The following is a 21040-nucleotide window of genomic DNA, read 5'->3' on the forward strand; positions in this document are numbered from 1 at the left end:
CAAAATCATCTCAAGGAAAAAGGGTTGCAACAAAGTATGTCTAGAAAAGGAAATTGTTTAGATAATGCGGTTGCTGAGAACTTCTTCGGCATATTGAAGAGTGAGATGTACCACAACGAAACGTTTAAAGACGTGAATGAGCTTATTGAAAACATCAAAGAATATATCCACTATTACAACAACGAGCGTATTAAGCTGAAACTAAAAGGCCTGAGTCCGATACAGTATCGAAATCAGGCCTTGGCAGCCGCTTAAAAATGAGTCCAACTTTATGGGGTCACTTCAATAAGCCGCTTTCTCGCATTGCATTTAACACTATTGCAGCAGCGCAAATAACTGCTTTAATTGCGGCATATATTCTTTAACCAAGTTAACGTTGTTTTCGCTAACATCAACGGGGGCATTACTCGCTTCTTTAACGCCCTCTAAGGCACCGGTCATTGAACGTGTTCCAGAACTTGCAGAAGACGCAGTTAAACTTTGTAAGCCACTCATTGCTTGATTAACTCGCGCTTGGTTTTCTGGTGACAGTGTTGCCTTCACATTTTCAAGATAGGCCATAGAAACTTCAGAACCCACAGTAACAAGCTGCTCTGGCGTAAAGCCATACTGCTGTGTTAAGGCGGCAAATTCAGTGTAAAGCTCATGTTCTTTAATGTGACCCAGTGCGCTCATTACCACAGAAGTGTCTACCCCTTCTGTGCTACCCAGCATGTTACCAAGGTCTACACTTTCAAGCTCAGGTTGATTTTTTGACCAGTTCACAACTGCGGGGAGTGCTTTAATATAACTTTGTAGTTGGTTTTCGGTAATATCTTGTGCGAAGCTAGAAAAACTCATCGCGAGTAAACTCATTGAAATAATTAGTGCTTTCATCATGATTTCCTTTCTTTTCCAGTTTATAACAACCGACTTGCTTAGCGAGTTATTATGATCAGCTAATTACAAGTGTTACAATACAGTTTTTAGCACAACTAACTGAACCTAATGTTAATTATTTCTAATACTGTAACAATTGATGAATGGGAGCTCGACTTTAGTGCAATCCGCTCTCAGGGGGCAGGCGGACAAAATGTAAATAAAGTGGCCAGTGCAATTCATCTACGCTTTGATATAAAGCGTTCAAAGCTTCCTGACTTTTACAAACAAAGATTACTCAATTTAAATGACTCTCGGTTGACCAAAGAGGGAGTTATTGTCATTAAATCGCAAAGTCATCGTACACAAGAACTGAATAAAGAAGAAGCACTCAATCGTTTGAAAGAGTTAATTATCAGTGCAACACAAGTTCAAAAAAAGCGTCGTGCAACCAAGCCATCAAGAAATTCACAACGCAAGCGCATGGATAGCAAAACGAAGAGAGGTCAAACTAAAGCATTAAGAAAAAATATAAGCCTATAACCTTATCATCATCCAATAGTGTCAATAATAAGCATAACTGTAAAGAAGTGTAACTTGTTAACAAAGTTAATTGATGGTTAATCCTACCAAGACTATAATAATCATACTATCTCACTTTTGAAAGGAGCCGCAAATGGGCCAAAAAATATGCTTAATCGGCGTTGCTATGATAACGCTGTCAGTTTTGCCTATGACCAGCTTTGCCGTTGATTCTTGGCAAGCCGGAAGCGCTTATCCGCAAGGAAGTGAAACCTGTTATAACGAGATACTCTATAAAGCCAGATGGTGGGCAACCCCAGGAGAAGAACCCGGTAGTTCACAATGGGGGGCATGGGTTGCCGATGTTGCATCAAAAACCTGTGTAGAGAGTATGAGTATGGCTAAGCAAGATGAGTTATTAAAGTCGCTGCCAACCATCTTCGAAACAAATAATAATAAAAAAGGGAGTTCTGATTAACTCCCTTTTTTGTCATCAGGCCCGCATGCACTAGTCAAATGTATGGTGGCGTGTCATTTCAAATCGATTGAGTGTGTGATGCATAATATAGACAGCACACAAGCTTAATAGTATTGCAACCGACACCGATGAAAAGCGATATAAAGCGCTATACACCAGATCTTGACCCGGCCCTAATGATTGACCAAACAAGATGCCAAAGGTCGTAATAATACCAAAACCAACCCCTGGAATGCCGCCAGATAAAATATGATAGCGACTAAATATAAAGGTCAAAATCCATAAAATCAGTGCAGGAAAAATTAATATATCAGTGTGATTGTATAAAAATAACTGCGCCACAAGTGCTAAATTGCAGCCAATTAATGTACCAATAGCACGCTGCCATGCAGCCATTCCCGCCGCTTTCCAGCATAAAGAAAACAAAATCAATACCGACGCCGCCTGTGCAGAAATAGAGTCTTGTAAATCAAATACCTGAAAAACAATAAAAGAAAGAGTCGCGACAGTTGAACATAACAAGACTTCATGCCGAACACTTTCTTTGGCTTTTTCAGGCATTACGCGAGCTTGACGGGGTGAAACATCAGGAAAAATTCCATGCATCAGTACCGAAAAAACAACGGTTACAATAACAGCGACTGCATTGCTGATGATCAACGGATAAATACTGATTCCTGCCCCTGTGTAGGTTGAAAAGTGCAATTGAATCGAGAGGCTGACTACCGTTGTTGCACCAAATAAAAAGTTAGCACCACGACTCATTTGGTAAAACAAAAAAGCAAATGCCAAAAAACTTACCATCGTCATGACCACAGGCAAATGTGCAAGCAAACCTTGAACGACAAGTACAAACAATGCACTGAATACTGCACCCGCATAAAACTGACGAATAATATGCATATTAAGTACAGGTACTAGGCCAAGCAACAACATAGGATACACAGTAAAAAAGATCCCATTTGGCCAATTCATCAACTTTGCAAGCGCAAACCCTAATGCTGAGCCCGTAGCAATACGCAATGCTTGACGCAAACCATTCCCATCGAGTTGCAGTGTTGACATAACTTACTTAACCTTAATATATAAAGTGCAAAACACTGATCAAACGGATTTGCATGCCCGCAAACCAGCTACCGATGCTTGACTCAGGCAATAGTTGCACCGTTGCTCGTGCGCCACTTGGAAACTTAGCCAGCATGTCGTGTTGCTCTAATTGCAGATGAATACGCTGACGCTGTGCATCACGTACCCAGCGATTGCTACTTTCAGTGGCACTTAATAAGCCATTAGCATTAAGTTGACCATCACTCACACCGGCCTCAAAGCTGATAATTTTTGCATTGAAAACTTTGCCGGGTAGGGCATCAAAACTGACTTTTGCACGGCTACCAACCTTCACATGAACGAGTGATTTTTCGCGAAAATCAGCGACAAGATCCGCTTTATTAGCCACAACCGCCATTAATGGCTGGCCTTTATTCGCATAAGTGCCTGGCGTAACTTGCAAGTTCGCCACTTTACCATCGGTCTCTGCTGTAACACTTGTATAAGACAAATTAAGCTTTGCTTGCTCTAGTTGATTCAAGGCGTGACGAAGCGCTAGGTTGTCATCGCCCATTTTACCACGTGCTAATTTAGCTTCGCTCAGTTGCGCTTCAATCGCTGCCACATTCGCTTTACTCGACTGATAATTCGCATTTATCGTTTCGTATTCCTGCTCTGATATAGAGCGCTTTTTAAGGAGTGATTCGCCGCGTTCAAACAACAAGGTTTGCTCATGTAACTTGGCCTCTGCCGCTGCTAATTGTGCTTCAATCGCTTTAACGCTGCTATCTAAGCGTTGGTTTTGCAACTTTGCATCATCGTAAGCAAGTTCGGCTTGCTGTACGGCAAGCTTAAAAGGCTCATCATTAATATGAAATAATGGTTGTTGCTTCACAACCGACTGGTTATTGGTTACGAACACATCCGTTACACGCCCACTGACTTGTGGCGTTACCTGTACAACAGGGTGATACACGCGTGCCTGCGGAGTTACAGGCATGAATAAATCAGCAACCACAAAATAAAGAAATAAAACAATAAAACCCGCTAAGGAGATTTTTACATAACGGGCAAATTTTTGATCCGGTGTCATAAACTTACTTATCTCCTGAATATTGCTTAATGCACTGGCGCGCGTTTATTTCCATTTGCACAAGACCATGCGCCATGGTATCGAGCTGCTCAGTGGTTAAATTTGCATACAAGTGTTGTTTCACATCAGCAATAATAACGCGCAAGGTGTCTAATAATTGTAGACCTTGTTCGGTGAAATAAAGGCGTTTACTGCGTTTATCCTCGGTATCTGACTTGCGTACAATAATCTCTTGCTGCTCAAGCTGCTTAATTGTGCGTGTTAGTGACGGCATTTCAATACCTAAACTACTCGCCAATTGCTGCTGTGTGCAGCCTTGATTCAAGTGAAATAAATGAATCATTACCGTCCAGCGCGATTGCGTTAAACCTAAAGGCTCAACCGCAAATGTAACGGCATCGCGGCATAAACGATGTACACGCCCCATGCTTCCGCACAAGGTTAGATCAAGGGTTTCATGAAAGGGGATAGAAGAGGACATAATGCACTCCATTTACTTAGCATGCTAACTATTTTAATGTAGTTAGCATGCTAAGTAAATATTAATGCATTTTATAAAACAGATAGAACTAATCGAAAAAACCGAAACAACGAAAATAATAACCTGTCAGTTCACAAAGGTGCGATTAACGTTTTAATATGCTGCTCATATTGGTCTAACTTATCAATTACAAAGCCCGTATGTTGGTAGCGGACTATCCCTTCTTTATCAATTAAAAAGCTGCTGGGCATCCCTTTGAGTTGATATTGCCTGCCTATGACAGCATCGGGGTCATAAATGATATTAAAATTAACCGCAAAATCAGTTAAAAACTTCTCAGCATCTGCGCGCTCTACATCAATGTTAACCGCAATAATCGTCAATCCTTGTTCACGATACGTATTTTGCATTTCAATAAGCCAAGGAAACGAGCGACGACAAGGGCTGCACCACGACGCCCAAAAATCTAATAGCACCACTTTTCCTTTATTTTGACTGAGTAACGCTGCGAGTTGTTGCTGGCTAGGTGAAACTGTTGTCGATGCAGGTTGCTCTGCTATTACAGCAGAGCTAACAAAAAGAAATAGAGAGAAAATGAGTTTGATCATTGATAATTTAACAAGTTTGCTGGTGAATATTGATCCGTTAAGACCTTGGTGCCTTTTGGCCAGTCTTGGTTGCCTTTAGTATAAAACAAGTGCTCACTAAGCAACTGCATATCGACATCATAAGGGGCTAATTTTGGCGTTAAACGCTTTACCCGCTCAGCAATTTGTTGCTCTGTGGGCATGGCATGAAAACCCGCTAAAATTATCCGGTTAGAATTTTTATCTGTCACTACATTTACAAAATCACCAAAGACATCAAAATAGGTTGCAGACTCGTGCTGATAAAGCTTACTTGATGAAAAGGTGTTTGCGGCAACAACGCCATTGTTGGTCAGAACACTTTTTACTTCAGCAAAAAACTCTTTTGTAAGTAAGTGCTCAGGAATGTAGTCGCCGTTAAAGGCATCGAGAATAATCCAGTCGTACTTTTGCTTTTTTAATGCCGCACGTTTTATAAAAATGCGTCCATCTTGCACTTTTGATGTCACGCTGTCGGTTTCAACAAAATCAAAATAATCGCGTGCAACTTTAATCACCGCAGGGTCAATTTCTACATTTTCTATATGTGCATTGGGGTAGAGTTCATGAATGGTGTTAGAAAGTGTGCCACCCCCCAATCCAATAATGAGCACATTCTTTGGATTATCAATAAATAATAAACTTGCGAAGGTCATTTTAGTGTAATTAAACACTAACTTTTTAGGGTCACTTTGGTACATACAACTTTGCGTACTTTTACGGGTTTTTTCATTAAATTTTAAACACAGTAAGTCAGCATTTTTCTCAACCAAAATGTTGCGATACAAAGAGCGTTCTTTGTGTATTACCTTGCTTTGTGCAATGAATGGCATGATTAACACTAACCATATTAAGACTCTAAGCATACAGCACGCTCCTTAACCGAAAGCTGACTCACAACAATAGCAAGTAATCCCAAAGCACCGAGTACAGCAGCAAATGTTTTAATAATGTCATTAACATCAAATGCCAGCACCATATAAAACGAAGTGATAATAGTGCCCAGCGCACTGCCTAATGTACTCACAAAATATAACCCGCCAGCCACTTGTCCACTTTTTTCATGATCGGTAACCAATAACCGCACCGAATATGGCGAGATCATGCCTAAAATAATAGTTGGAATGAAAAACAATGCCATTGAGGCAAGCAGAGAACCGTAACGACTGTCTTCGATATGGCTGAAAATAAAAGCCATAATTGGCTCAGCAAACATAACAATTGGTATCACCATAATACTGGCAATAAAAAAGATAGCGCCATATTTGGTTAATGTAGGGTTGCGAGTAGAAAGTTTACCGCCAAGCAAATAACCAATTGATAAGCTCAACATAAACACAGTAATAATACTGCCCCAAATATGCACACTACTACCAAAAAATGGGGCTAAAATTCGCCCACCGAGTAATTCAATCCCCATTATACAAAAGCCACTACTGAATGCTAAAAAGTAGATAAGCGCATTGATTTTATTCATTAAACACCTGCTGATTTCGTTATAGTTTTAATCCATCTTAACCTGATGATGAACTCGATGCTATGACTGTTTTTTGTTCATAAAAGGGGCAATGATAAAAATACCTTTTTAAATAACCTTTATAAAAAAAGAGGCTAATTAGGTCATCGTCTGGTATTTTATCGGGAGCAATTAAAAATGGATTCAAGCGATGGAACAGCACATTACCTCAATAAACGTTAGCGAAATAAAATCACTTTCAGGTTTTAAAGTGCGCACGTGTAACGCGAATGAAATGAGTGGCGAGGGCGCTCAAATAGGGCATTTATGGCAACGTTTTTATAGCGAAATAGCACCAGAACTGACCTCAACAAGCCAGGTTTACGGTGTGTATACACATTACGAATCAGATGTCACCGGCGACTTTGATGTATATGCCTGTACTAATACCCCGATAAACACGGTAGAAACAGAGTCCGTTGATCTAGCTGCAGGGCATTATCTCCGCTTTATACCATTGTGCTTAATTTAGTGATCTATTTTGAGGCAATAAAACCGCGTTGATAACAAGGCAAAAATTTAGTTATTTAGTTGTTCTCGGCAATTGCTCCTGCATTGCTCTACCTCCTGCATCCATGCAGTCGTAAATCAGAAATTTTTAACGCAGGTAGCGACTGGTTTAATCACTCAAAATGATTAAGTATTTTTGCAAAATGGTATTAGTGGTCAAGGAAGTATGCCACACGCTGTGATTGATGTATGGGGTCAAGTTTGGCAATACTTTAGTAATGAGCAGTGCCCACACATTCGCGCTTATAAAACTGACTACGAGTTTTATAAAAGTAGCGATGAGGTTGAGGTGTTTATTTCTGTTGAATAGCAATGCACTAAACAACGCGTGTAAACCCCCATTACAAATTGACTAAATACGCCGCTTAATGCGGCGCTGGCTATTTATAAAAACTCAGTGCTATTTGTTCAGCTTTTGCATAGGCGTTAGTGAGTGAACGCTGATGCCTTTCATCATTAAACTCTTGGTATTCACTTGCAATTTCGTCGATTTTCTCAACGCCTAAATACAGACTCAATGTGCGTAGATGAGGCACTAAATGGCTCATATGCTCGCGTATCCCACCTTGCTCGAAGCCAAACTCGCCTGTAGAGGTAATGATCACTAAGCGTTTACCATTTAGCAGCGGTTTTAAAGGAAAATCACCACGTCCTAAGTCAAAATCAAAAGTTTTGTTAATACGAACTATTTGATCAAACCATGCTTTTAGTTGCGCGGGCATACCGTAGTTATACATAGGAGTTGAGATCACGATAGTGTCGGCCTTAGCGACTTCACTAATAAGTTCATCTGACTCAGCAAGCAGCGCTTGTTGTTCTATGGTTTGCTTATTAGCCGGTGTGAACACAGCACCTATCCACGCTTGAGTAATAAAAGAAGGCGGGTGAATCCCTACATCACGATAGATATACTCAGCTATTGCATTAGTATTTTGTAAGCAGCTTATAAAATGTTTAGCAATATTCTTTGAAATTGAATCATGGCTTGAATTATCATTTTTTGCCGCACGTACGCTAGCATCAATATGTAGAAGGGTAGTCATAAGTAAAACCTCATTAGTTAATGTATGGGTATCATCAATAAATTGAGGCGTTTTAACAAACGAGTTAAAATTCACTATAAGTAAGTTATACTCAGCTATAAATCTGCGAGAGTTTTTTATGCAAGTATCATTACAATCCTTAAAAGCCTTTGAGTCGGCTGCGCGCTTGGGCAGTTTTAAAGCTGCAGCTGCAGAACTTGCGATTACGCCTACCGCAGTTTCACATCATATAAGTAACCTCGAAAGTCGTTTAAACACCGATTTATTTCATCGTGAAGTAAGAAAAATCACCTTAACTGAAACGGGTGAATACTTGAGCCTGAGCACTTCAAAAGGGTTTAAACTAATTTTTGATGCGCTAGACACGCTAAGCCAAGCAAATAACCACATTCGGATAACAACCACCTCATCGCTTGCCGCAATGAGGCTAATACCTGCTTTACATACGCTAAACACACAGTATCCACAATTAACGCTCGATATATCAACCAGTGAAGCGCTGGATAAACAATTGCATACTTTACCCGTTAGACTTGGGAATAAAGAAGAAATCAACGAAGCTGATATCATAAAATATGAGGCTTTTAATGTCTTTGCTGCAAGCACGCACCAGCGCGCACCTTGGCTAAATGGGCACGTTACTTTGTACACTAGTCAATGGAAAAACAACGCATTAGCTGCGCCCCCTCTCACTGAGTGGCTGACTAAAAACAACCAAAGCTCATCGCAGTTCGAGATTAAGTCGTTTGATCAGGAGTTATTTGGTATTCAACAAGCATTGGCAAATAATGGCGCTGTATTTTGCTCAAACACGTTGGTCAAACCCTATGTTGATGCAGGGTTACTCACACACTTTAAGAGCCGTGCTGTAGAATCACAGCTTTGTTATTACATACCCGATAAGTCTCGCTTTGAGACAAACACACATAAAACCGTAATTGAGTGGTTAGAGCGATTATTAAATTAAACATTTAGTAATCTGTAACGGGGGTTTACAGCTTGCATAAAAAAGCCGCAGTTTAAGTTATTAAGCTGCGGCTTTTACTAAAAGCTAAATTACGGCTTGAGTAAATGCTTTTCAAAGAAGTTAGCCATCATCGTGTGATAATGCAGGGTCGTGCCTTCACCTTCACGCAGGCTGTGAGAGCGGTTCGGGTATGAGAAAAACTCGAACTGTTTATTGTGCTTAACTAATTCGTTAATTAAACGTTCTGAACCTTGGTAATGCACGTTGTCATCGCCAGTGCCGTGGATCAGCAACAATTTACCTTGCAAGTCTTTGGCAAAAGTAATTGGCGAGGTATTGTCGTAACTTTCAGGATCCGTATTTGGATTACCAGCATAACGCTCTTGATAGATGGTGTCGTACAAGCGAATATCAGGGACTGGGGCTGAAGCAATGCCCACTTTGTACTTGTCGCCATGGCGGAATAACAAGTTAAGTGTTGAGCTGCCGCCACCTGAGTGACCCCATACGCCAACACGGTCGGTATCAATTACATCCCAGCGCTTTGCCATTGCATCAAGTGCATCCACTTGGTCACGCACAGTGATTGAGCCAATTTTTTTGTAGATTGATTTACGCCAATCTCGGCCTTTCGGCGCACGTGTACCGCGATTATCAACCGAGGCAACAATAAAGCCTTGTTGTGTTAAGTACGACTTATACAAGTAACTGTTGCCTTCCCAGCGGTCTTGAACTGTAGAACCCCATGGCTCACCGTATACATAAAATACGATAGGGTACTTTTTGCTGTTATCCATATTAGCAGGGAACATAATGTAACCATCAAGCTCAACACCATCGCGGGCATTTACTGTAAAGAACTCGTGTGTTGGTAATTGTTCAGTTGTAAGCTTTTCTTTTAGCGCTTTATTCTCAACTAAGGTTTTCACATTGCTGTGATCACTTACTTTGATGATTTCTTTCATGGGGGGTGTGCCAAACTTAGAGTAGGTATGCATTGCCCATGATGTGTCTTTCGACATGTAGTAGCTATTAGAGCCATCAAATGACTCTGGCGTTACACGCATCGGTTTTGTGCTTCCATCAAGCGATGTACGAAATAAATAACGCTGGCCCGGATCATCAGGTGAAGCTGTGAAATACATCACATTTTTATCTTCGTTTAACGCCAGCATATCAATAATGTCGTATTCGCCCGGCGTTAAATCAATGATACTTTTGCCATCACGTGAAACACGATAAAGATGACGCCATCCATCTCGCTCACTGTGCCAAATAAAGAATGTGCCATCTTTTGACCAATTAGCTTTATAGAACCACTCGATGAATGCATCGTCTTTGTCTTCAAGAATTTTAGTTAGCTGTTGCTTTTTCCAATCAAATAACCACACTTTGTTGTGGCTTTGCGGGCGATTAAGATCTTGGATCATTAATGATTCTCCCGTGCCAGCCCAGCTAATACGTGGGATATAACGGTCACGGTTATCGCCACCCAGTTCTGCCCAACGCGTTTTTTTATCACTTAAGCTTACCACACCGACTTTTACGGCAGAGTTCATTTCGCCCGCTTTTGGATACGGAAACTCTTTGAGTGTCGGATAAAGCTCGTCGGTGTTATTGATCATAGTGAAATATTTCACACCACTGGTATCAAGCTGCCAATAAGCGATAGATTTATTGTCAGGGCTCCAACGGAATCCATCTCGAATAGTAAACTCTTCTTCGTATACCCAGTCAAAGTTACCGTTAACGAGGGTGTCATTGCCATCGGTAGTTAATGCAGTAACCGCTTTGCTGCCTACTTTTTCCATGTAGATATTGTTATCACGCACATAGGCCACTTTAGAGCTATCTGGTGAGAACTTTGCGAACATTAATTTTTTAGCTTCAACGTTTTCACCACCTAATTGATACAGCGAGTCTGTCTCTAGGTTTAAAAGCCAAAAGTCACCACGGCTACGTGAACGCCAAACTTGCTCACCATTCGTAAACACCATCAGCCACTTGCCATCTTTTGACCACTGATAACTTTCAACGGTTAACGGCTCTTTTTCGCCTTCTGGGATCAGTTTTTCGTAGCTAACAAGCACTTTTCGATTTGTACCATCGGCATTATAAAAAACAATGTCGTTGCCTTTTACACCATGTTCATCGTCTTTGGCTTTATCGTCTTGTTTGTTTTTATCGCTTTCACGCTCTTCAAGCACTGTGTAACCCGTGCCGTCGTCGAGCCATGTGAAATAGGTGCTACGTTGTGCTTTAAAGTCTTTGTCTTTGTATATTTGCTCAAGTGAAAGAGGATTAGAGTTTGCGCTCACTGTTGTGGTTGTATTGGCCTGCTCAGTACTTGAGCATGCTTGTAGTCCCAAACCTGCAACAACGGCAAACGCGAGGGCTGATGTTTTTATTAAGTTCATTTTGTTATCCCTTGGTTTTAACTAACCTAGCGTAGCAAAATAAGTTAATAAAATCTGAGTTTTTATCGTATAAACAGGGGGGTTGAACTTAATCATCCCACAAAAACATACTGGCATGTTTATTAGCAATACGCAGTTCATATATATCACTACATGGTCGACTAGCGGCTCCGTAACACACATGCAGTGGTAACAAATGCTCCTCACGAGGATGGTTAAAGCGTGCTGCTGGCGCCATTCGCCATTCTAATAACTTAGCGTGACGCTGTTGTTCTGTAAGCGATGTATTACCGCACACATCAACAAGCCACTGCTCAAAAGCGAGATTTTGCATTTTGATTTCGGCTGTTTCCGGTGTAAAAAAAGCGCGCATATTATGGAAAGTAAACCCTGAGCCTATAATCAATAGGTTGTCGTAATGCAGGTTTTGCAGCGCTTCGCCTATTGCTAGATGCACGTTTGGTAATAGGCTAGGGTGCAACGACAACTGCACGCAAGGTATATCTGCGTCTGGGTACATTATCTTCAAAGGGACATACATGCCATGGTCGAAGCCTCGAGTGGAGTTCAACTCACTGTCAATATATGCAGTTGTGAGTGCTTGATGAACTTGCTCAGCAAGCACTGGCTCACCGGGACATGGGTATTCTATAGAATATGCAGAATCCGAAAATCCATAATAATCATATATAAGCTCAGGCGCAGCGGAAGAGGTAATATTTATTGGGTTGGCTTCCCAATGGGCACTGATCATCAAAATAGCTGATGGCTTTTTAATTTTTGCTGCAACAGATTGCAAACAGGTAACCATATCAGCATGACTGGCATCGCCTAATAGTGGCATTGGGCCGCCACCATGAGAAACAAAAAAGACGCGTGGCTTTTGCATAAACGGGCTCCTTACTTACGTTGTTATGTATAGTGCACGCACAGAGGTTCAATAACCAGCCACATAAATGCACAGCTTAGGTGTGATTTTACACACCAAAAGTTTGTAAGTACTAACTTAACAACCATGCAGCATTCATTGCGGGTATTTTCCCTTTAAGCCCCCCTTCTAATGGCTCTCGACAAAGTAAGGTTAATTGATAAAACGCGTCGTAATGCTGATGAAGCTCGTTGGCAGTAACGTTAAATGGAGGACCTGAAAACTCACTCTGTTGATACTCAAACACCACAACCAATTGCTGCGCTTTATTGGCTAACTGTAAAATGTGTTGCGTGTAACGTACTCGCATTGATAATGGCAATGCCACTAATGCCGCTCTATCATACACAGCGTTTACCGTACCAAGTTGTTCAGGAGTCAATGTAAATATATCTCCCACCCACACAGTTAAATTAGCGCTCTGATAACACGTTAGTGTGCCATGGTTAGTAATCTCTGGTGTGAGGTTTAATTCTTGAAAAAGCTGCTTAATTGCAATTTCACTTAACTCAGCGCCCACAACTTTCATGCCGCTGGCTAACAAAAAATGAATATCGTGCGTTTTGCCACATAGAGGCACAAATACGGTATCGCCAGGTTGCAAACTCAAGTTGGTAAAATACTGATCCAGGTAACGATTAACATCCCCTTCATGAAATCCTATTTCATTATTTTCCCAACGATTATGCCAATGTTTTGCGTCCATCAATAACTCCTAAATAAACAACACAAATTGAGCTGATAAATATAACCCTACACCAAATAGTAAATGGGTGGTGAGAGTTTTCAAACGTGCTTGGTTTGGCTTAGCTGTATTAACAGCCATAACTCCTAATCCTAAAGCAGGTTGCATAACAAAAAATGGCATGACCGTGCTGAACAATCCGAATAAACAGGCAGGTAAAAATAGCGGTGAAGTCATCCATTCCTTACCAATCAATAACACAAAAAACAGAGAAAATAGGGCGCCGATGATGTAATGCAAAATCCAACCAACAACACATTCGCGTTCTTTAGCTTCACTGGCAGCAATATCGACATGTTTAAATTGCCCCGATGCCATAGTAAGGGCCCAACGCCCAACAAAGCAAAAGTTTAATGTAGTCTGGTTAAAGCACTTTTTAAAAAAATAACTCCATATATCAATTGAAAGCGTGGCAACAAGGCCAATAACTATCGCCTGAATAAATTGAAGGAAGGTCATATTTATACCAAGTAGTGAATCATAAAAAACATGATAAACAATTACAAAAATGCTAAAAACAACAATATAAACAAACTATGATTGCATAAATGAAATGATGATTGATGACATTGCACTGTTCATACATATCGTTAAACAAGGCGGAGTTACAGCAGCAGCCGATTACCTATCTGTACCAGCAGCAACAGTTTCAAGGCGATTACAACGGCTTGAACAGCGCGTTGGTGAAAAACTATTAAATCGTACTGCAAGGCAATGCACATTAACTCACGTTGGCGAAGTGTACTTTCAAAGCTACGTAGAGTTAGTGGAGCAATTTGCGCAAACTCACCATCAATTAAACGATCAAAAAGCGAAATTAACGGGCAAGCTAAAAGTACTCGCACCCCTGAATATTAGCCATGGATTTTTAAAACCTATGTGGCTTGCCTTCACGAAACACTACCCAGAAATTCAACTTGAGTTACTGCTAAACAACCAACGTGACGATCTCAGTAAAAACCAAGCAGATATCGCTATTCGTATTGGTCCGCAAACTGATTCACACTACCAACAAAAGAAACTAGGCAGTGTCGATACATTATTTGTCTCGACAGAGCGCTATTTAAGTGACGCTCCCTCACTCAGTACCCCAGCAGATTTAAGGCAACACCGGCTTATAGGCACGACGCTCAGAAATAAATGGCAACTAAACAACCTAAAAACAGGCGAAACACAGACTTACATGTGCCGGTTTGCTAGCACATTTAACGACACCGGGTTTGTGAAATACTTAGTCTGTGATGGCCAAGGTGTAGCGTTGTTACCACGCTTTGAGATTATTGATGAGCTTAAAAGTGGACAGCTCAAGCAAGTGCTCCCTTTATGGCGTGGTGAAAACAGAGAGATATATGCAATTTGGCCAAGCGGGCGATTACTTAGTAAAAAAGCGGTTTGTCTAAAACAGTTCGTAACACAGTTTATTTCTGAAACACTATAGCCATGCGTATTCCATTTGTTTTGCTGTTAATAAAGCGTGCTCTTTATTTATCAGCTCTGCCACTAACGCTAAGCTCATATCAATGCCTGCAGAAATACCACCAGACGTGGTAAATTTTCCATCGGTTACCCAACGTTTATTGGCAATCACTGTCAAGTCTTTAAACATAGCAGCGAGATCACTTTGATCCTGCCAATGAGTTGTGACATTTTTTTTGCATAACAGCCCTGTTTTAGCTAACAAAAATGCGCCTGTGCAGACACTCGCAACCCGTTTTGTTGTTGATGCGGTGTGGGTTAACCACTCAATCACTGCGCTTTTTTCAAGCTCATGCGTATGGTCGCCACCAACCACTATAAACACATCAAGTTCTGGGCAATCAGCAAAGCTGTAATGGGGGTTTACACTGAATCCGCCACGCGCATTCACAGGGCCGTTAGTCTGTGCTATTAAACTTACTTGCCAATCATTGTTGGCTAAACGCTTTGCGGTGCTGAACACTTCAAACGGACCCGAAAAATCAAGCACTTCAGCATCATCATAAATGTAGATCCCAATATTCATACAATTGTTCCTAATATGTGGATTTATTTCTCAAGTAAAAAATCGTACTATGCCATTTTTGCAGAGCGTTAATAACATATTATTAAATTAGTACTGTATACAAATAAATCTTTAAGGCATTGTTAATGCGTTTATTATTATTACTGTGTGGTCTGCTTGTTGGGTGTAAATCAACAGAGCAAACCGTCACTGAAATCAGTGAAATATCGCCAGGTACAGTTTTGTATCAAGGCGAGACATCAAGACAAAATGTTGAAATGTTCGAAAGCGTGCTTGTGAATAGCAAAAACAAAATCGATACCCTAGTGATCAACAGTGAGGGCGGCGATGTTATGGCTGGTCTCCATTTAGGCGGCTTAGTTCACGAGTATCAATTAAAAGTGATCGTACGCGAATTGTGCGCCTCATCATGTGCAAACTATGTGATAACAGCAAGCCCAGACGTTCGCGTTGAAGAGCACGGGATCATTGGCTGGCATGGAGGAGCTTTGCAACCGTTATATGTGCCAATGGAAAAAAATACGCAAATAACAAATTACATTGCAAAGTGGCAAGAAGCAGAAAAACAATTTTTTGAAACGATTAATGTAGAACAGGCGATAACCATTATTGGGATGATGCCTGGCATAACCGAAAAACGTGATGCCCCGATATACAGTTATGATGTAAACACATTAAAACGCCTCGGTTTGCATATACAGTTTGAGGGGGAGCAAACTGGGCTATCTGCCAAGGGTGAAAAAGTAGTGCAGATCTTTGAGCTTGAAGAGGCTGTGCTTAGCCATTTTTTAATGCTGAACAGAATCGTCTCGGCAGAGCTAATCAACTAACTAAAAAGCCAACATGTTGTTGGCTTTCACAAACGCATACGTGCGGGATATTTACGGGATTAATCAAGCTCTAACTGCGCTCTCTCGACACTGTCACTCGGGAGCTCTTTTTGCACAGATACACCCAACTCTTTAAACTCCGACGCTTGCTTAATTAAGTTTCCTTTTCCGCGATAAAGTTGTGAAAAGGCCTTATCATAGCTTTCTTTAGCTCGATCGAGCTGTTTACCAACGCCTTCCATACTGGTTAAAAAGCCATTAAGTTTGTTGTAAAAGCGCTCAGCACGGGCGGCCAATTCTTTTGAGTATTTTGTTTGCTCTTCAAATCGCCACAGTTGCTTCACAATATTTAAACTGGTTAGCAGGGTCGTTGGTGTCGCCACCAAAATATTCTTTTCGATCGCTTGCTGATATATATCACTCTGATATTTAAGCGCTTCAACAAATGCAGACTCAATGGGGACAAACATAACGACCACCTCAGGGGAGTTAATTCCTGGGAGTCTGTCGTATGCCTTACTGGCCAATTCATTGATACGCGATTGCACCGCAGTCACATGCTCCTTAAGTGCTTGTTGTGCTTCAAGCTCATTGTCGGCATTAACGTAGCGTGTATACGCATTGAGCGAGGTTTTAGCGTCGATCACTAAATGTCGTTCTTGAGGTAAATAAACCACAACGTCGGGGCGCAGACGCCCGTCTTCAGTATTAAATGACACTTCTCGCTCATAATCGATTCCTGCGCGAAGCCCTGCGCTGTCTAAGACGTTTTCGAGCATTAATTCGCCCCAATTACCTTGTGTTTTCTTTTGCCCCTGCAAGGCGGTACTGAGCCTGTCTGCTTGTTCTGTTATGGCCTGGCTTTTTGCCTGTAAATGTAAAAGCTCGGTTTTTAATGCGGCACGTTGTTTTAAATCTTCAACATGAATTAGCTCCATTTTATCGCGGAAGCCTTTTAACTCACCTTGAACGGGCTTTAATAACTGTTCAATACTTTCTTGGTTGAGCGTTTTAAATCGTTGTGATTTTTCTTCAAGAATTTGATTTGCTAGGTTTTCAAACTCTTTTTTGAGCTGTTCTTTACTGTCTTTTATATGATTAAGTTGTTCTTTAAAGTGCAGTTCTTTTTGTTCTAAGGTGCTGCGTAAAGTACTTAAATCGACATCGCGTTGATTTAGCATTGCTTTGGTGTCAGCGAGTTCTGCTTCAACTCGTCGCCAAAATTGATTAAATTGCTGCGCTTGCTTTTCTTGCTCGACAAAGCGGGTTTTAAAGTGTTGAGATTCATCACGTTGCTCTGCGTAATCTTGCTGTAACTGCGACAGTGTTAACTGACTTTCTTGTAACTGTTGTAGCTTCTGCTCTAATTGATTCTGCTGTAACTGATGGCTATTTTCCAGTGCGACTAACTGGCTTTTTAAGCGACTCTTTTGCAACGAAAGCACAGTACCTGCAGCCAATACTCCTAGTGCACAACCGCTTGCAATCTGAAGCCAATCAATGTGGCCTAATAGCTCTGTAATCATAATGAAAACTCAATAACTTAAAGACACTTCATCATAACGAATTACATGACAGCAGAGTAGGGGAGTAGGCATAAAAAAAGCCAGCTCAAGGTGAGCTGGCTCTAACATTACTAAATTTAGTAACCAAATGGGAAATCAACATAATGCTCATGTAAACTGCAATTTAACAACAAGCATAATAATAGACGCCGCTAAATTTGATTAGTTCAAAAAAAGTTTAAAAAAATTTAATTTTTTATCAGCGCCAACATCTGCTCTTCATCAAACTGAGTAAAACTCATTGATTTATCAGTAAATAATGCATCAACTAACGCTTGTTTATGCTGCTGCATTTTAAATACTTTTTGTTCAACAGAGTTGGCCATAATCAATTTATACACAAACACAGGGTTGGTTTGACCTATTCGATATGCCCGATCGGTTGCCTGTTTTTCAACTGCAGGGTTCCACCATGGGTCAAAGTGAATCACGGTATCTGCTTGGGTTAAATTTAACCCGGTGCCACCGGCTTTTAGGCTTATTAAAAAGACTGACGATTCACCTTCGGTAAACTCTTCAATAACACGACTGCGATGTCGAGTTTGACCGGTCAACATACTAAAAGTAATTCCTAACTCACCTAAACGTTCTGCAATCACATCTAAAGCGGTCGTAAACTGGCTAAATATAATAACTTTACGACCTTCACTTAACATAACGGGTAAATGCTTAGAGAGCCATTCAAGCTTTGCACTACCCGCCTGAGTTGTTGGATCAATAAGTTTGGGATGACAACAAATTTGTCTTAATTTTAGTAACGCGTCCAAAAACGCAAGCTTACTCTTTTGCACACCTTGTTGGGCAAACAAGTCAACCAGCTTTTGCTCTAGCGATTGCGTTATACCGGTGTAAATTTCTTTTTGTTTCGCTTCGAACTCAAACTCTTTAACCAGCTCTGTTTTCTCGGGAAGTTCTTGCGTTACCTGCGCTTTTGTTCGGCGTAAAATAAAAGGCATGATCAGCGATTTAAGTTCATCGGCTCGTTTAACATCGTTATCGCGCTCAATAGGTGTTTGAAAATATGTTTTAAAGTGCGCTTGCGAGCCCAGGAGTGAGGGCATTGCAAAGTCGAGCAACGACTTAAGCTCAAACAGGTTATTTTCGATAGGCGTGCCACTTAAGCACAATTTAAAATCGGCATTAAGGCGCTTAACCAAACGCGATACCTGCGCGGCATCATTTTTAATGTACTGGGCTTCATCCAGAATGATGTTTTCAAAATACAGTGGCGAGTAATATGCAATATCACGTTTTAACAAAGGGTACGTTGTTAAAATGCAATCGGCCTGCGATAACTGCTGGAGTTGCTCGTTTCGTAACGAACCAAATACGGTGGTGATTTTAAGGTTACACGCAAACTTATTAATTTCATTTTGCCAATTTCCTACCAAGCTGGTCGGGCAAACAATTAAAGTAGGGCCAGCTTGAGGCCGTTGTTTGGCATTCGCTAAAAAGGCAATAACTTGTAAGGTTTTACCCAATCCCATGTCATCAGCCAAAATACCCCCCAACTGATGACGTTTTAAAAAGTTAAGCCAATCAACACCATGTTGCTGATACTCTCGAAGTTGTACACCGTCATTCAATCCCTGAATATCGGACTTTTTAACCACCGGACGGGTGTTCGTTAATTCAGTTAAATATGCATCAAGGGCATCATCAACAATACTGACTTTAATTGCTTTTTGGGCGATTAACTGGGGTAAAAATGACAATGGCATGAGTATTTCATCACGCGTTTTTATATGCTCAAAACGTTCGCGGTATTCATTAAGCTGAGTAATCGCTAACTTATCAACAACAGCAAAACGTTTACCTACGCTGAAATAATAATAACGTTCACTTTGACGATTGAGAGACTGAAAATTGTTATCCGCTGTAAAAAGTTGCTGCGTTTTTACACCAGAGATCACGATTTTACTAACTATTTGATGACCTTTTCCTCGCTCAACTTGAAGCGATATTTGCTTTAATGCTTTACTAACATCAAGTTCATCATTAATTTTCCAGCCGCGTTTAAGCAGGGTAGGGATAATTTCGAATTTCAACCAGTGTGCATGTATAACTGATTGTTTATTAAATACAAACTCGGTTTGTAAAGCCCCTTTACAAAATTCAAACCCTAAGTTCCTTAGCTCATTAACAACGGTATTCTCAAGCGATTGATTAATAATCCCCTCGGGGGCTTGGCTTAGTTCGTAAAGTGAATTTTGATAGTTAAATTGAAGCGATAGACCAATGTTTCCCTCATCGTTGCGTATGCTTATAACGGGAAAGACAGAACGTGATTGATTCTTTTTACTTTGCTTAAATGCATGCGGAATAACACCCTCACCAAAATTGTCATTGAGTTGTTGGTATACACGATCAAAGTTTTCGTTGTGTATCGCAGGCATGTTAGCCAATAACGCAATTTCATCTGCAGTCAAAGGAGTTCGGATACGGCCAATTTTAAGTGTGTCTGGATCTAGGTAAGTCGGGGGTGTCGTTTTGAGTAACAACCAATTATCTTGCCCTGCTAGTGACAAAGATAATGAGGTTAAATCACTATTTTGCTGCCAGCTAAATTCTAAGGCTTGCATGGTATCTGCTTTAATAGCCTGGCGAGAACGGCCTAAAAATAATCGTTGTGTCGCTATAAGTTGTTGTAATGCCGCAAAGCCCCATGAGCCTTTCAACTCAAGCTTACCGAGCGCGTTTTGAGAGCGGATCCAACTATATAATCTAAAGTCAGTTTCGAGTAAATCAGTCGGTGTAACAAAGCTATTTAATTGTTGTTCTGTTAAATTACGGCCCAATGTGTAGTTATGCTCAGGATCATAATTAGCAATTTTAGGGGTAAGGGTAACAGCCGATTTTTCAACATCTAAAACAAATAATAATACATGTTTTGCTGTGTCGGTTGTTGATTGCTTTAGCGTCTTTAGCTCACTAAACCAATCATTAATAATATAGTCCTCACCATAATCGCCTGAATGCTCAATTTTTAATTTAAGAAAAACCGCAGCAATATGACGGCACTTTGTTTTTGAACCACACGTACAATGTGAATCAACTGAAAATCCGGTTGGTAATTTACTGATCTCGATATGCTGGGTAAAAGTATTCCCTTCGTTACCAAACATAGAAGCATCAATCACACTAAAGTCACTACTATGCTCAAGCCAATTGATTTGGCCGTTCTGATGGTACTCTTTTGCTTTACTTAGCACATGCGGCTTAAATAGCTGCTTGATGAATCGCTCTGACAGCGGAAACTGTGTTTCTTGCTCTTGTTTGATTTCTTCAAAGATAGCTAATAAGTCATTTTTGGATAAGTTAGCAGACATAACGCTTTTAACAGTAAAAACAAAAAATAATTCTGCCAGTATATGATCTATCAGCGCCCAGCTAAAGCACTATTCCTTTATTT

Annotated in this window: 23 protein-coding genes; 8 read left to right on the forward strand and 15 right to left on the reverse strand. The window is 40.7% G+C overall.

Features of this window, described 5'->3' with window-relative positions; genetic code table 11:
- A partial coding sequence (locus LPA49_RS19885; protein WP_230237574.1) for an IS3 family transposase occupies positions 1-255 on the forward strand: 255 nt, incomplete at its 5' end.
- Positions 256-315: 60 nt separating this feature from the next.
- Here the strand turns inward: LPA49_RS19885 and LPA49_RS19890 are convergent.
- Positions 316-879 carry a short-chain dehydrogenase gene (locus LPA49_RS19890; RefSeq protein ID WP_230237576.1) on the reverse strand — a complete coding sequence of 188 codons (564 nt, stop codon included), beginning with the start codon at positions 877-879 and terminating at the stop codon, positions 316-318.
- 108 nt (positions 880-987) lie between these two features.
- Between LPA49_RS19890 and arfB the strand changes: the two genes are divergently transcribed.
- Positions 988-1401: an alternative ribosome rescue aminoacyl-tRNA hydrolase ArfB gene (gene arfB / locus LPA49_RS19895; protein ID WP_065979207.1), complete on the forward strand. Its 414-nt coding sequence runs from the start codon at positions 988-990 to the stop codon at positions 1399-1401.
- 133 nt (positions 1402-1534) lie between these two features.
- On the forward strand, positions 1535-1858 hold the full coding sequence (locus LPA49_RS19900) for a hypothetical protein (RefSeq protein ID WP_036972603.1): 324 nt from the start codon (positions 1535-1537) through the stop codon (positions 1856-1858).
- Between the two features lie 30 nt (positions 1859-1888).
- Here the strand turns inward: LPA49_RS19900 and LPA49_RS19905 are convergent, their stop codons facing one another.
- The 6 genes from LPA49_RS19905 to LPA49_RS19930 all read right to left on the reverse strand — a co-directional run bounded on the left by LPA49_RS19905 (position 1889) and on the right by LPA49_RS19930 (position 6582).
- Entirely contained in the window at positions 1889-2923 is a 1035-nt protein-coding gene (locus tag LPA49_RS19905; protein WP_065979206.1) for a DUF2955 domain-containing protein, read from the reverse strand.
- Positions 2924-2936: 13 nt separating this feature from the next.
- The gene (locus LPA49_RS19910; protein WP_065979205.1) at positions 2937-3998 is read right to left on the reverse strand and encodes an HlyD family secretion protein; all 1062 of its coding nucleotides are present in this window, start codon (positions 3996-3998) and stop codon (positions 2937-2939) included.
- Positions 3999-4002: 4 nt separating this feature from the next.
- Positions 4003-4479, reverse strand: a complete 477-nt coding sequence (locus tag LPA49_RS19915) for a MarR family winged helix-turn-helix transcriptional regulator (RefSeq protein WP_036972607.1) — start codon at positions 4477-4479, stop codon at positions 4003-4005.
- A gap of 131 nt (positions 4480-4610) precedes the next feature.
- A complete protein-coding gene (locus LPA49_RS19920) occupies positions 4611-5087 on the reverse strand; it encodes a TlpA disulfide reductase family protein (protein WP_199524071.1) in 477 nt (158 codons plus the stop codon).
- Entirely contained in the window at positions 5084-5971 is an 888-nt protein-coding gene (locus LPA49_RS19925) for a spermidine synthase (RefSeq protein WP_199524070.1), read from the reverse strand. Before LPA49_RS19925 ends, LPA49_RS19920 begins: the two co-directional genes overlap by 4 nt.
- Complete coding sequence (locus LPA49_RS19930) at positions 5956-6582, reverse strand: fused MFS/spermidine synthase (RefSeq protein ID WP_036972611.1); 627 nt, start codon at positions 6580-6582, stop codon at positions 5956-5958. Before LPA49_RS19930 ends, LPA49_RS19925 begins: the two co-directional genes overlap by 16 nt.
- Before the next feature lie 190 nt (positions 6583-6772).
- Here LPA49_RS19930 and LPA49_RS19935 point away from each other — a divergent pair, with 190 nt between their 5' ends.
- Positions 6773-7093 carry a GyrI-like domain-containing protein gene (locus tag LPA49_RS19935; RefSeq protein WP_199524069.1) on the forward strand — a complete coding sequence of 107 codons (321 nt, stop codon included), beginning with the start codon at positions 6773-6775 and terminating at the stop codon, positions 7091-7093.
- 174 nt (positions 7094-7267) lie between these two features.
- Positions 7268-7441, forward strand: coding sequence for a hypothetical protein (locus LPA49_RS19940; RefSeq protein ID WP_199524889.1), 174 nt, complete (start codon positions 7268-7270; stop codon positions 7439-7441).
- A 70-nt stretch (positions 7442-7511) separates the two neighbouring features.
- Here the strand turns inward: LPA49_RS19940 and LPA49_RS19945 are convergent, their stop codons facing one another.
- Positions 7512-8174 (reverse strand): FMN-dependent NADH-azoreductase, encoded by a 663-nt coding sequence (locus LPA49_RS19945; protein WP_075593465.1) that lies wholly within the window; start codon positions 8172-8174, stop codon positions 7512-7514.
- Positions 8175-8292: 118 nt separating this feature from the next.
- On the opposite strand from LPA49_RS19945, the gene LPA49_RS19950 reads away from it, so the two are divergent.
- Positions 8293-9141 (forward strand): LysR family transcriptional regulator, encoded by an 849-nt coding sequence (locus tag LPA49_RS19950; RefSeq protein ID WP_075593363.1) that lies wholly within the window; start codon positions 8293-8295, stop codon positions 9139-9141.
- 89 nt (positions 9142-9230) lie between these two features.
- On the opposite strand, the gene LPA49_RS19955 is transcribed toward LPA49_RS19950, so the two are convergent.
- The 4 genes from LPA49_RS19955 to LPA49_RS19970 form a co-directional block, all read right to left on the reverse strand.
- Positions 9231-11558, reverse strand: a complete 2328-nt coding sequence (locus LPA49_RS19955) for a S9 family peptidase (RefSeq protein ID WP_074988406.1) — start codon at positions 11556-11558, stop codon at positions 9231-9233.
- 88 nt (positions 11559-11646) lie between these two features.
- Positions 11647-12447 (reverse strand): class III extradiol ring-cleavage dioxygenase, encoded by an 801-nt coding sequence (locus LPA49_RS19960; RefSeq protein ID WP_230237578.1) that lies wholly within the window; start codon positions 12445-12447, stop codon positions 11647-11649.
- Positions 12448-12559: 112 nt separating this feature from the next.
- A complete protein-coding gene (tmpT, locus tag LPA49_RS19965; RefSeq protein WP_182396641.1) occupies positions 12560-13192 on the reverse strand; it encodes a thiopurine S-methyltransferase in 633 nt (210 codons plus the stop codon).
- 9 nt (positions 13193-13201) lie between these two features.
- On the reverse strand, positions 13202-13690 hold the full coding sequence (locus LPA49_RS19970; RefSeq protein ID WP_075593361.1) for a DUF2938 domain-containing protein: 489 nt from the start codon (positions 13688-13690) through the stop codon (positions 13202-13204).
- Positions 13691-13784: 94 nt separating this feature from the next.
- On the opposite strand from LPA49_RS19970, the gene LPA49_RS19975 reads away from it, so the two are divergent.
- On the forward strand, positions 13785-14669 hold the full coding sequence (locus tag LPA49_RS19975) for a LysR family transcriptional regulator (protein WP_230237580.1): 885 nt from the start codon (positions 13785-13787) through the stop codon (positions 14667-14669).
- Here the strand turns inward: LPA49_RS19975 and LPA49_RS19980 are convergent.
- Positions 14664-15233, reverse strand: coding sequence for a DJ-1/PfpI family protein (locus tag LPA49_RS19980; RefSeq protein WP_180311833.1), 570 nt, complete (start codon positions 15231-15233; stop codon positions 14664-14666). The two genes, LPA49_RS19975 and LPA49_RS19980, sit on opposite strands and share 6 nt — an antisense overlap.
- Before the next feature lie 125 nt (positions 15234-15358).
- Between LPA49_RS19980 and LPA49_RS19985 the strand changes: the two genes are divergently transcribed.
- On the forward strand, positions 15359-16063 hold the full coding sequence (locus LPA49_RS19985) for a hypothetical protein (RefSeq protein WP_230237582.1): 705 nt from the start codon (positions 15359-15361) through the stop codon (positions 16061-16063).
- A gap of 59 nt (positions 16064-16122) precedes the next feature.
- Here the strand turns inward: LPA49_RS19985 and rmuC are convergent, their stop codons facing one another.
- Positions 16123-17589, reverse strand: coding sequence for a DNA recombination protein RmuC (gene rmuC, locus LPA49_RS19990; RefSeq protein ID WP_036972622.1), 1467 nt, complete (start codon positions 17587-17589; stop codon positions 16123-16125).
- A gap of 227 nt (positions 17590-17816) precedes the next feature.
- Positions 17817-20957 carry a DEAD/DEAH box helicase gene (locus LPA49_RS19995; RefSeq protein ID WP_230237585.1) on the reverse strand — a complete coding sequence of 1047 codons (3141 nt, stop codon included), beginning with the start codon at positions 20955-20957 and terminating at the stop codon, positions 17817-17819.
- Between the last annotated feature and the right edge of the window lie 83 nt (positions 20958-21040).

It is taken from the genome of Pseudoalteromonas sp. MB41 (assembly GCF_020966275.1).
GTDB classification, from domain to species: Bacteria; Pseudomonadota; Gammaproteobacteria; order Enterobacterales; family Alteromonadaceae; genus Pseudoalteromonas; species Pseudoalteromonas lipolytica.

What these genes read in the sequence shown, in the direction of transcription:
- LPA49_RS19890 (WP_230237576.1), bottom strand. Translation starts at nt 879, where the DNA reads ATGATGAAAGCACTAATTATTTCAATGAGTTTACTCGCGATGAGTTTT.
- arfB (WP_065979207.1), top strand. Translation starts at nt 988, where the DNA reads ATGTTAATTATTTCTAATACTGTAACAATTGATGAATGGGAGCTCGAC.
- LPA49_RS19900 (WP_036972603.1), top strand. Translation starts at nt 1,535, where the DNA reads ATGGGCCAAAAAATATGCTTAATCGGCGTTGCTATGATAACGCTGTCA.
- LPA49_RS19905 (WP_065979206.1), bottom strand. Translation starts at nt 2,923, where the DNA reads ATGTCAACACTGCAACTCGATGGGAATGGTTTGCGTCAAGCATTGCGT.
- LPA49_RS19910 (WP_065979205.1), bottom strand. Translation starts at nt 3,998, where the DNA reads ATGACACCGGATCAAAAATTTGCCCGTTATGTAAAAATCTCCTTAGCG.
- LPA49_RS19915 (WP_036972607.1), bottom strand. Translation starts at nt 4,479, where the DNA reads ATGTCCTCTTCTATCCCCTTTCATGAAACCCTTGATCTAACCTTGTGC.
- LPA49_RS19920 (WP_199524071.1), bottom strand. Translation starts at nt 5,087, where the DNA reads ATGATCAAACTCATTTTCTCTCTATTTCTTTTTGTTAGCTCTGCTGTA.
- LPA49_RS19925 (WP_199524070.1), bottom strand. Translation starts at nt 5,971, where the DNA reads ATGCTTAGAGTCTTAATATGGTTAGTGTTAATCATGCCATTCATTGCA.
- LPA49_RS19930 (WP_036972611.1), bottom strand. Translation starts at nt 6,582, where the DNA reads ATGAATAAAATCAATGCGCTTATCTACTTTTTAGCATTCAGTAGTGGC.
- LPA49_RS19935 (WP_199524069.1), top strand. Translation starts at nt 6,773, where the DNA reads ATGGAACAGCACATTACCTCAATAAACGTTAGCGAAATAAAATCACTT.
- LPA49_RS19945 (WP_075593465.1), bottom strand. Translation starts at nt 8,174, where the DNA reads ATGACTACCCTTCTACATATTGATGCTAGCGTACGTGCGGCAAAAAAT.
- LPA49_RS19950 (WP_075593363.1), top strand. Translation starts at nt 8,293, where the DNA reads ATGCAAGTATCATTACAATCCTTAAAAGCCTTTGAGTCGGCTGCGCGC.
- LPA49_RS19955 (WP_074988406.1), bottom strand. Translation starts at nt 11,558, where the DNA reads ATGAACTTAATAAAAACATCAGCCCTCGCGTTTGCCGTTGTTGCAGGT.
- LPA49_RS19960 (WP_230237578.1), bottom strand. Translation starts at nt 12,447, where the DNA reads ATGCAAAAGCCACGCGTCTTTTTTGTTTCTCATGGTGGCGGCCCAATG.
- tmpT (WP_182396641.1), bottom strand. Translation starts at nt 13,192, where the DNA reads ATGGACGCAAAACATTGGCATAATCGTTGGGAAAATAATGAAATAGGA.
- LPA49_RS19970 (WP_075593361.1), bottom strand. Translation starts at nt 13,690, where the DNA reads ATGACCTTCCTTCAATTTATTCAGGCGATAGTTATTGGCCTTGTTGCC.
- LPA49_RS19975 (WP_230237580.1), top strand. Translation starts at nt 13,785, where the DNA reads ATGATGATTGATGACATTGCACTGTTCATACATATCGTTAAACAAGGC.
- LPA49_RS19980 (WP_180311833.1), bottom strand. Translation starts at nt 15,233, where the DNA reads ATGAATATTGGGATCTACATTTATGATGATGCTGAAGTGCTTGATTTT.
- LPA49_RS19985 (WP_230237582.1), top strand. Translation starts at nt 15,359, where the DNA reads ATGCGTTTATTATTATTACTGTGTGGTCTGCTTGTTGGGTGTAAATCA.
- rmuC (WP_036972622.1), bottom strand. Translation starts at nt 17,589, where the DNA reads ATGATTACAGAGCTATTAGGCCACATTGATTGGCTTCAGATTGCAAGC.
- LPA49_RS19995 (WP_230237585.1), bottom strand. Translation starts at nt 20,957, where the DNA reads ATGTCTGCTAACTTATCCAAAAATGACTTATTAGCTATCTTTGAAGAA.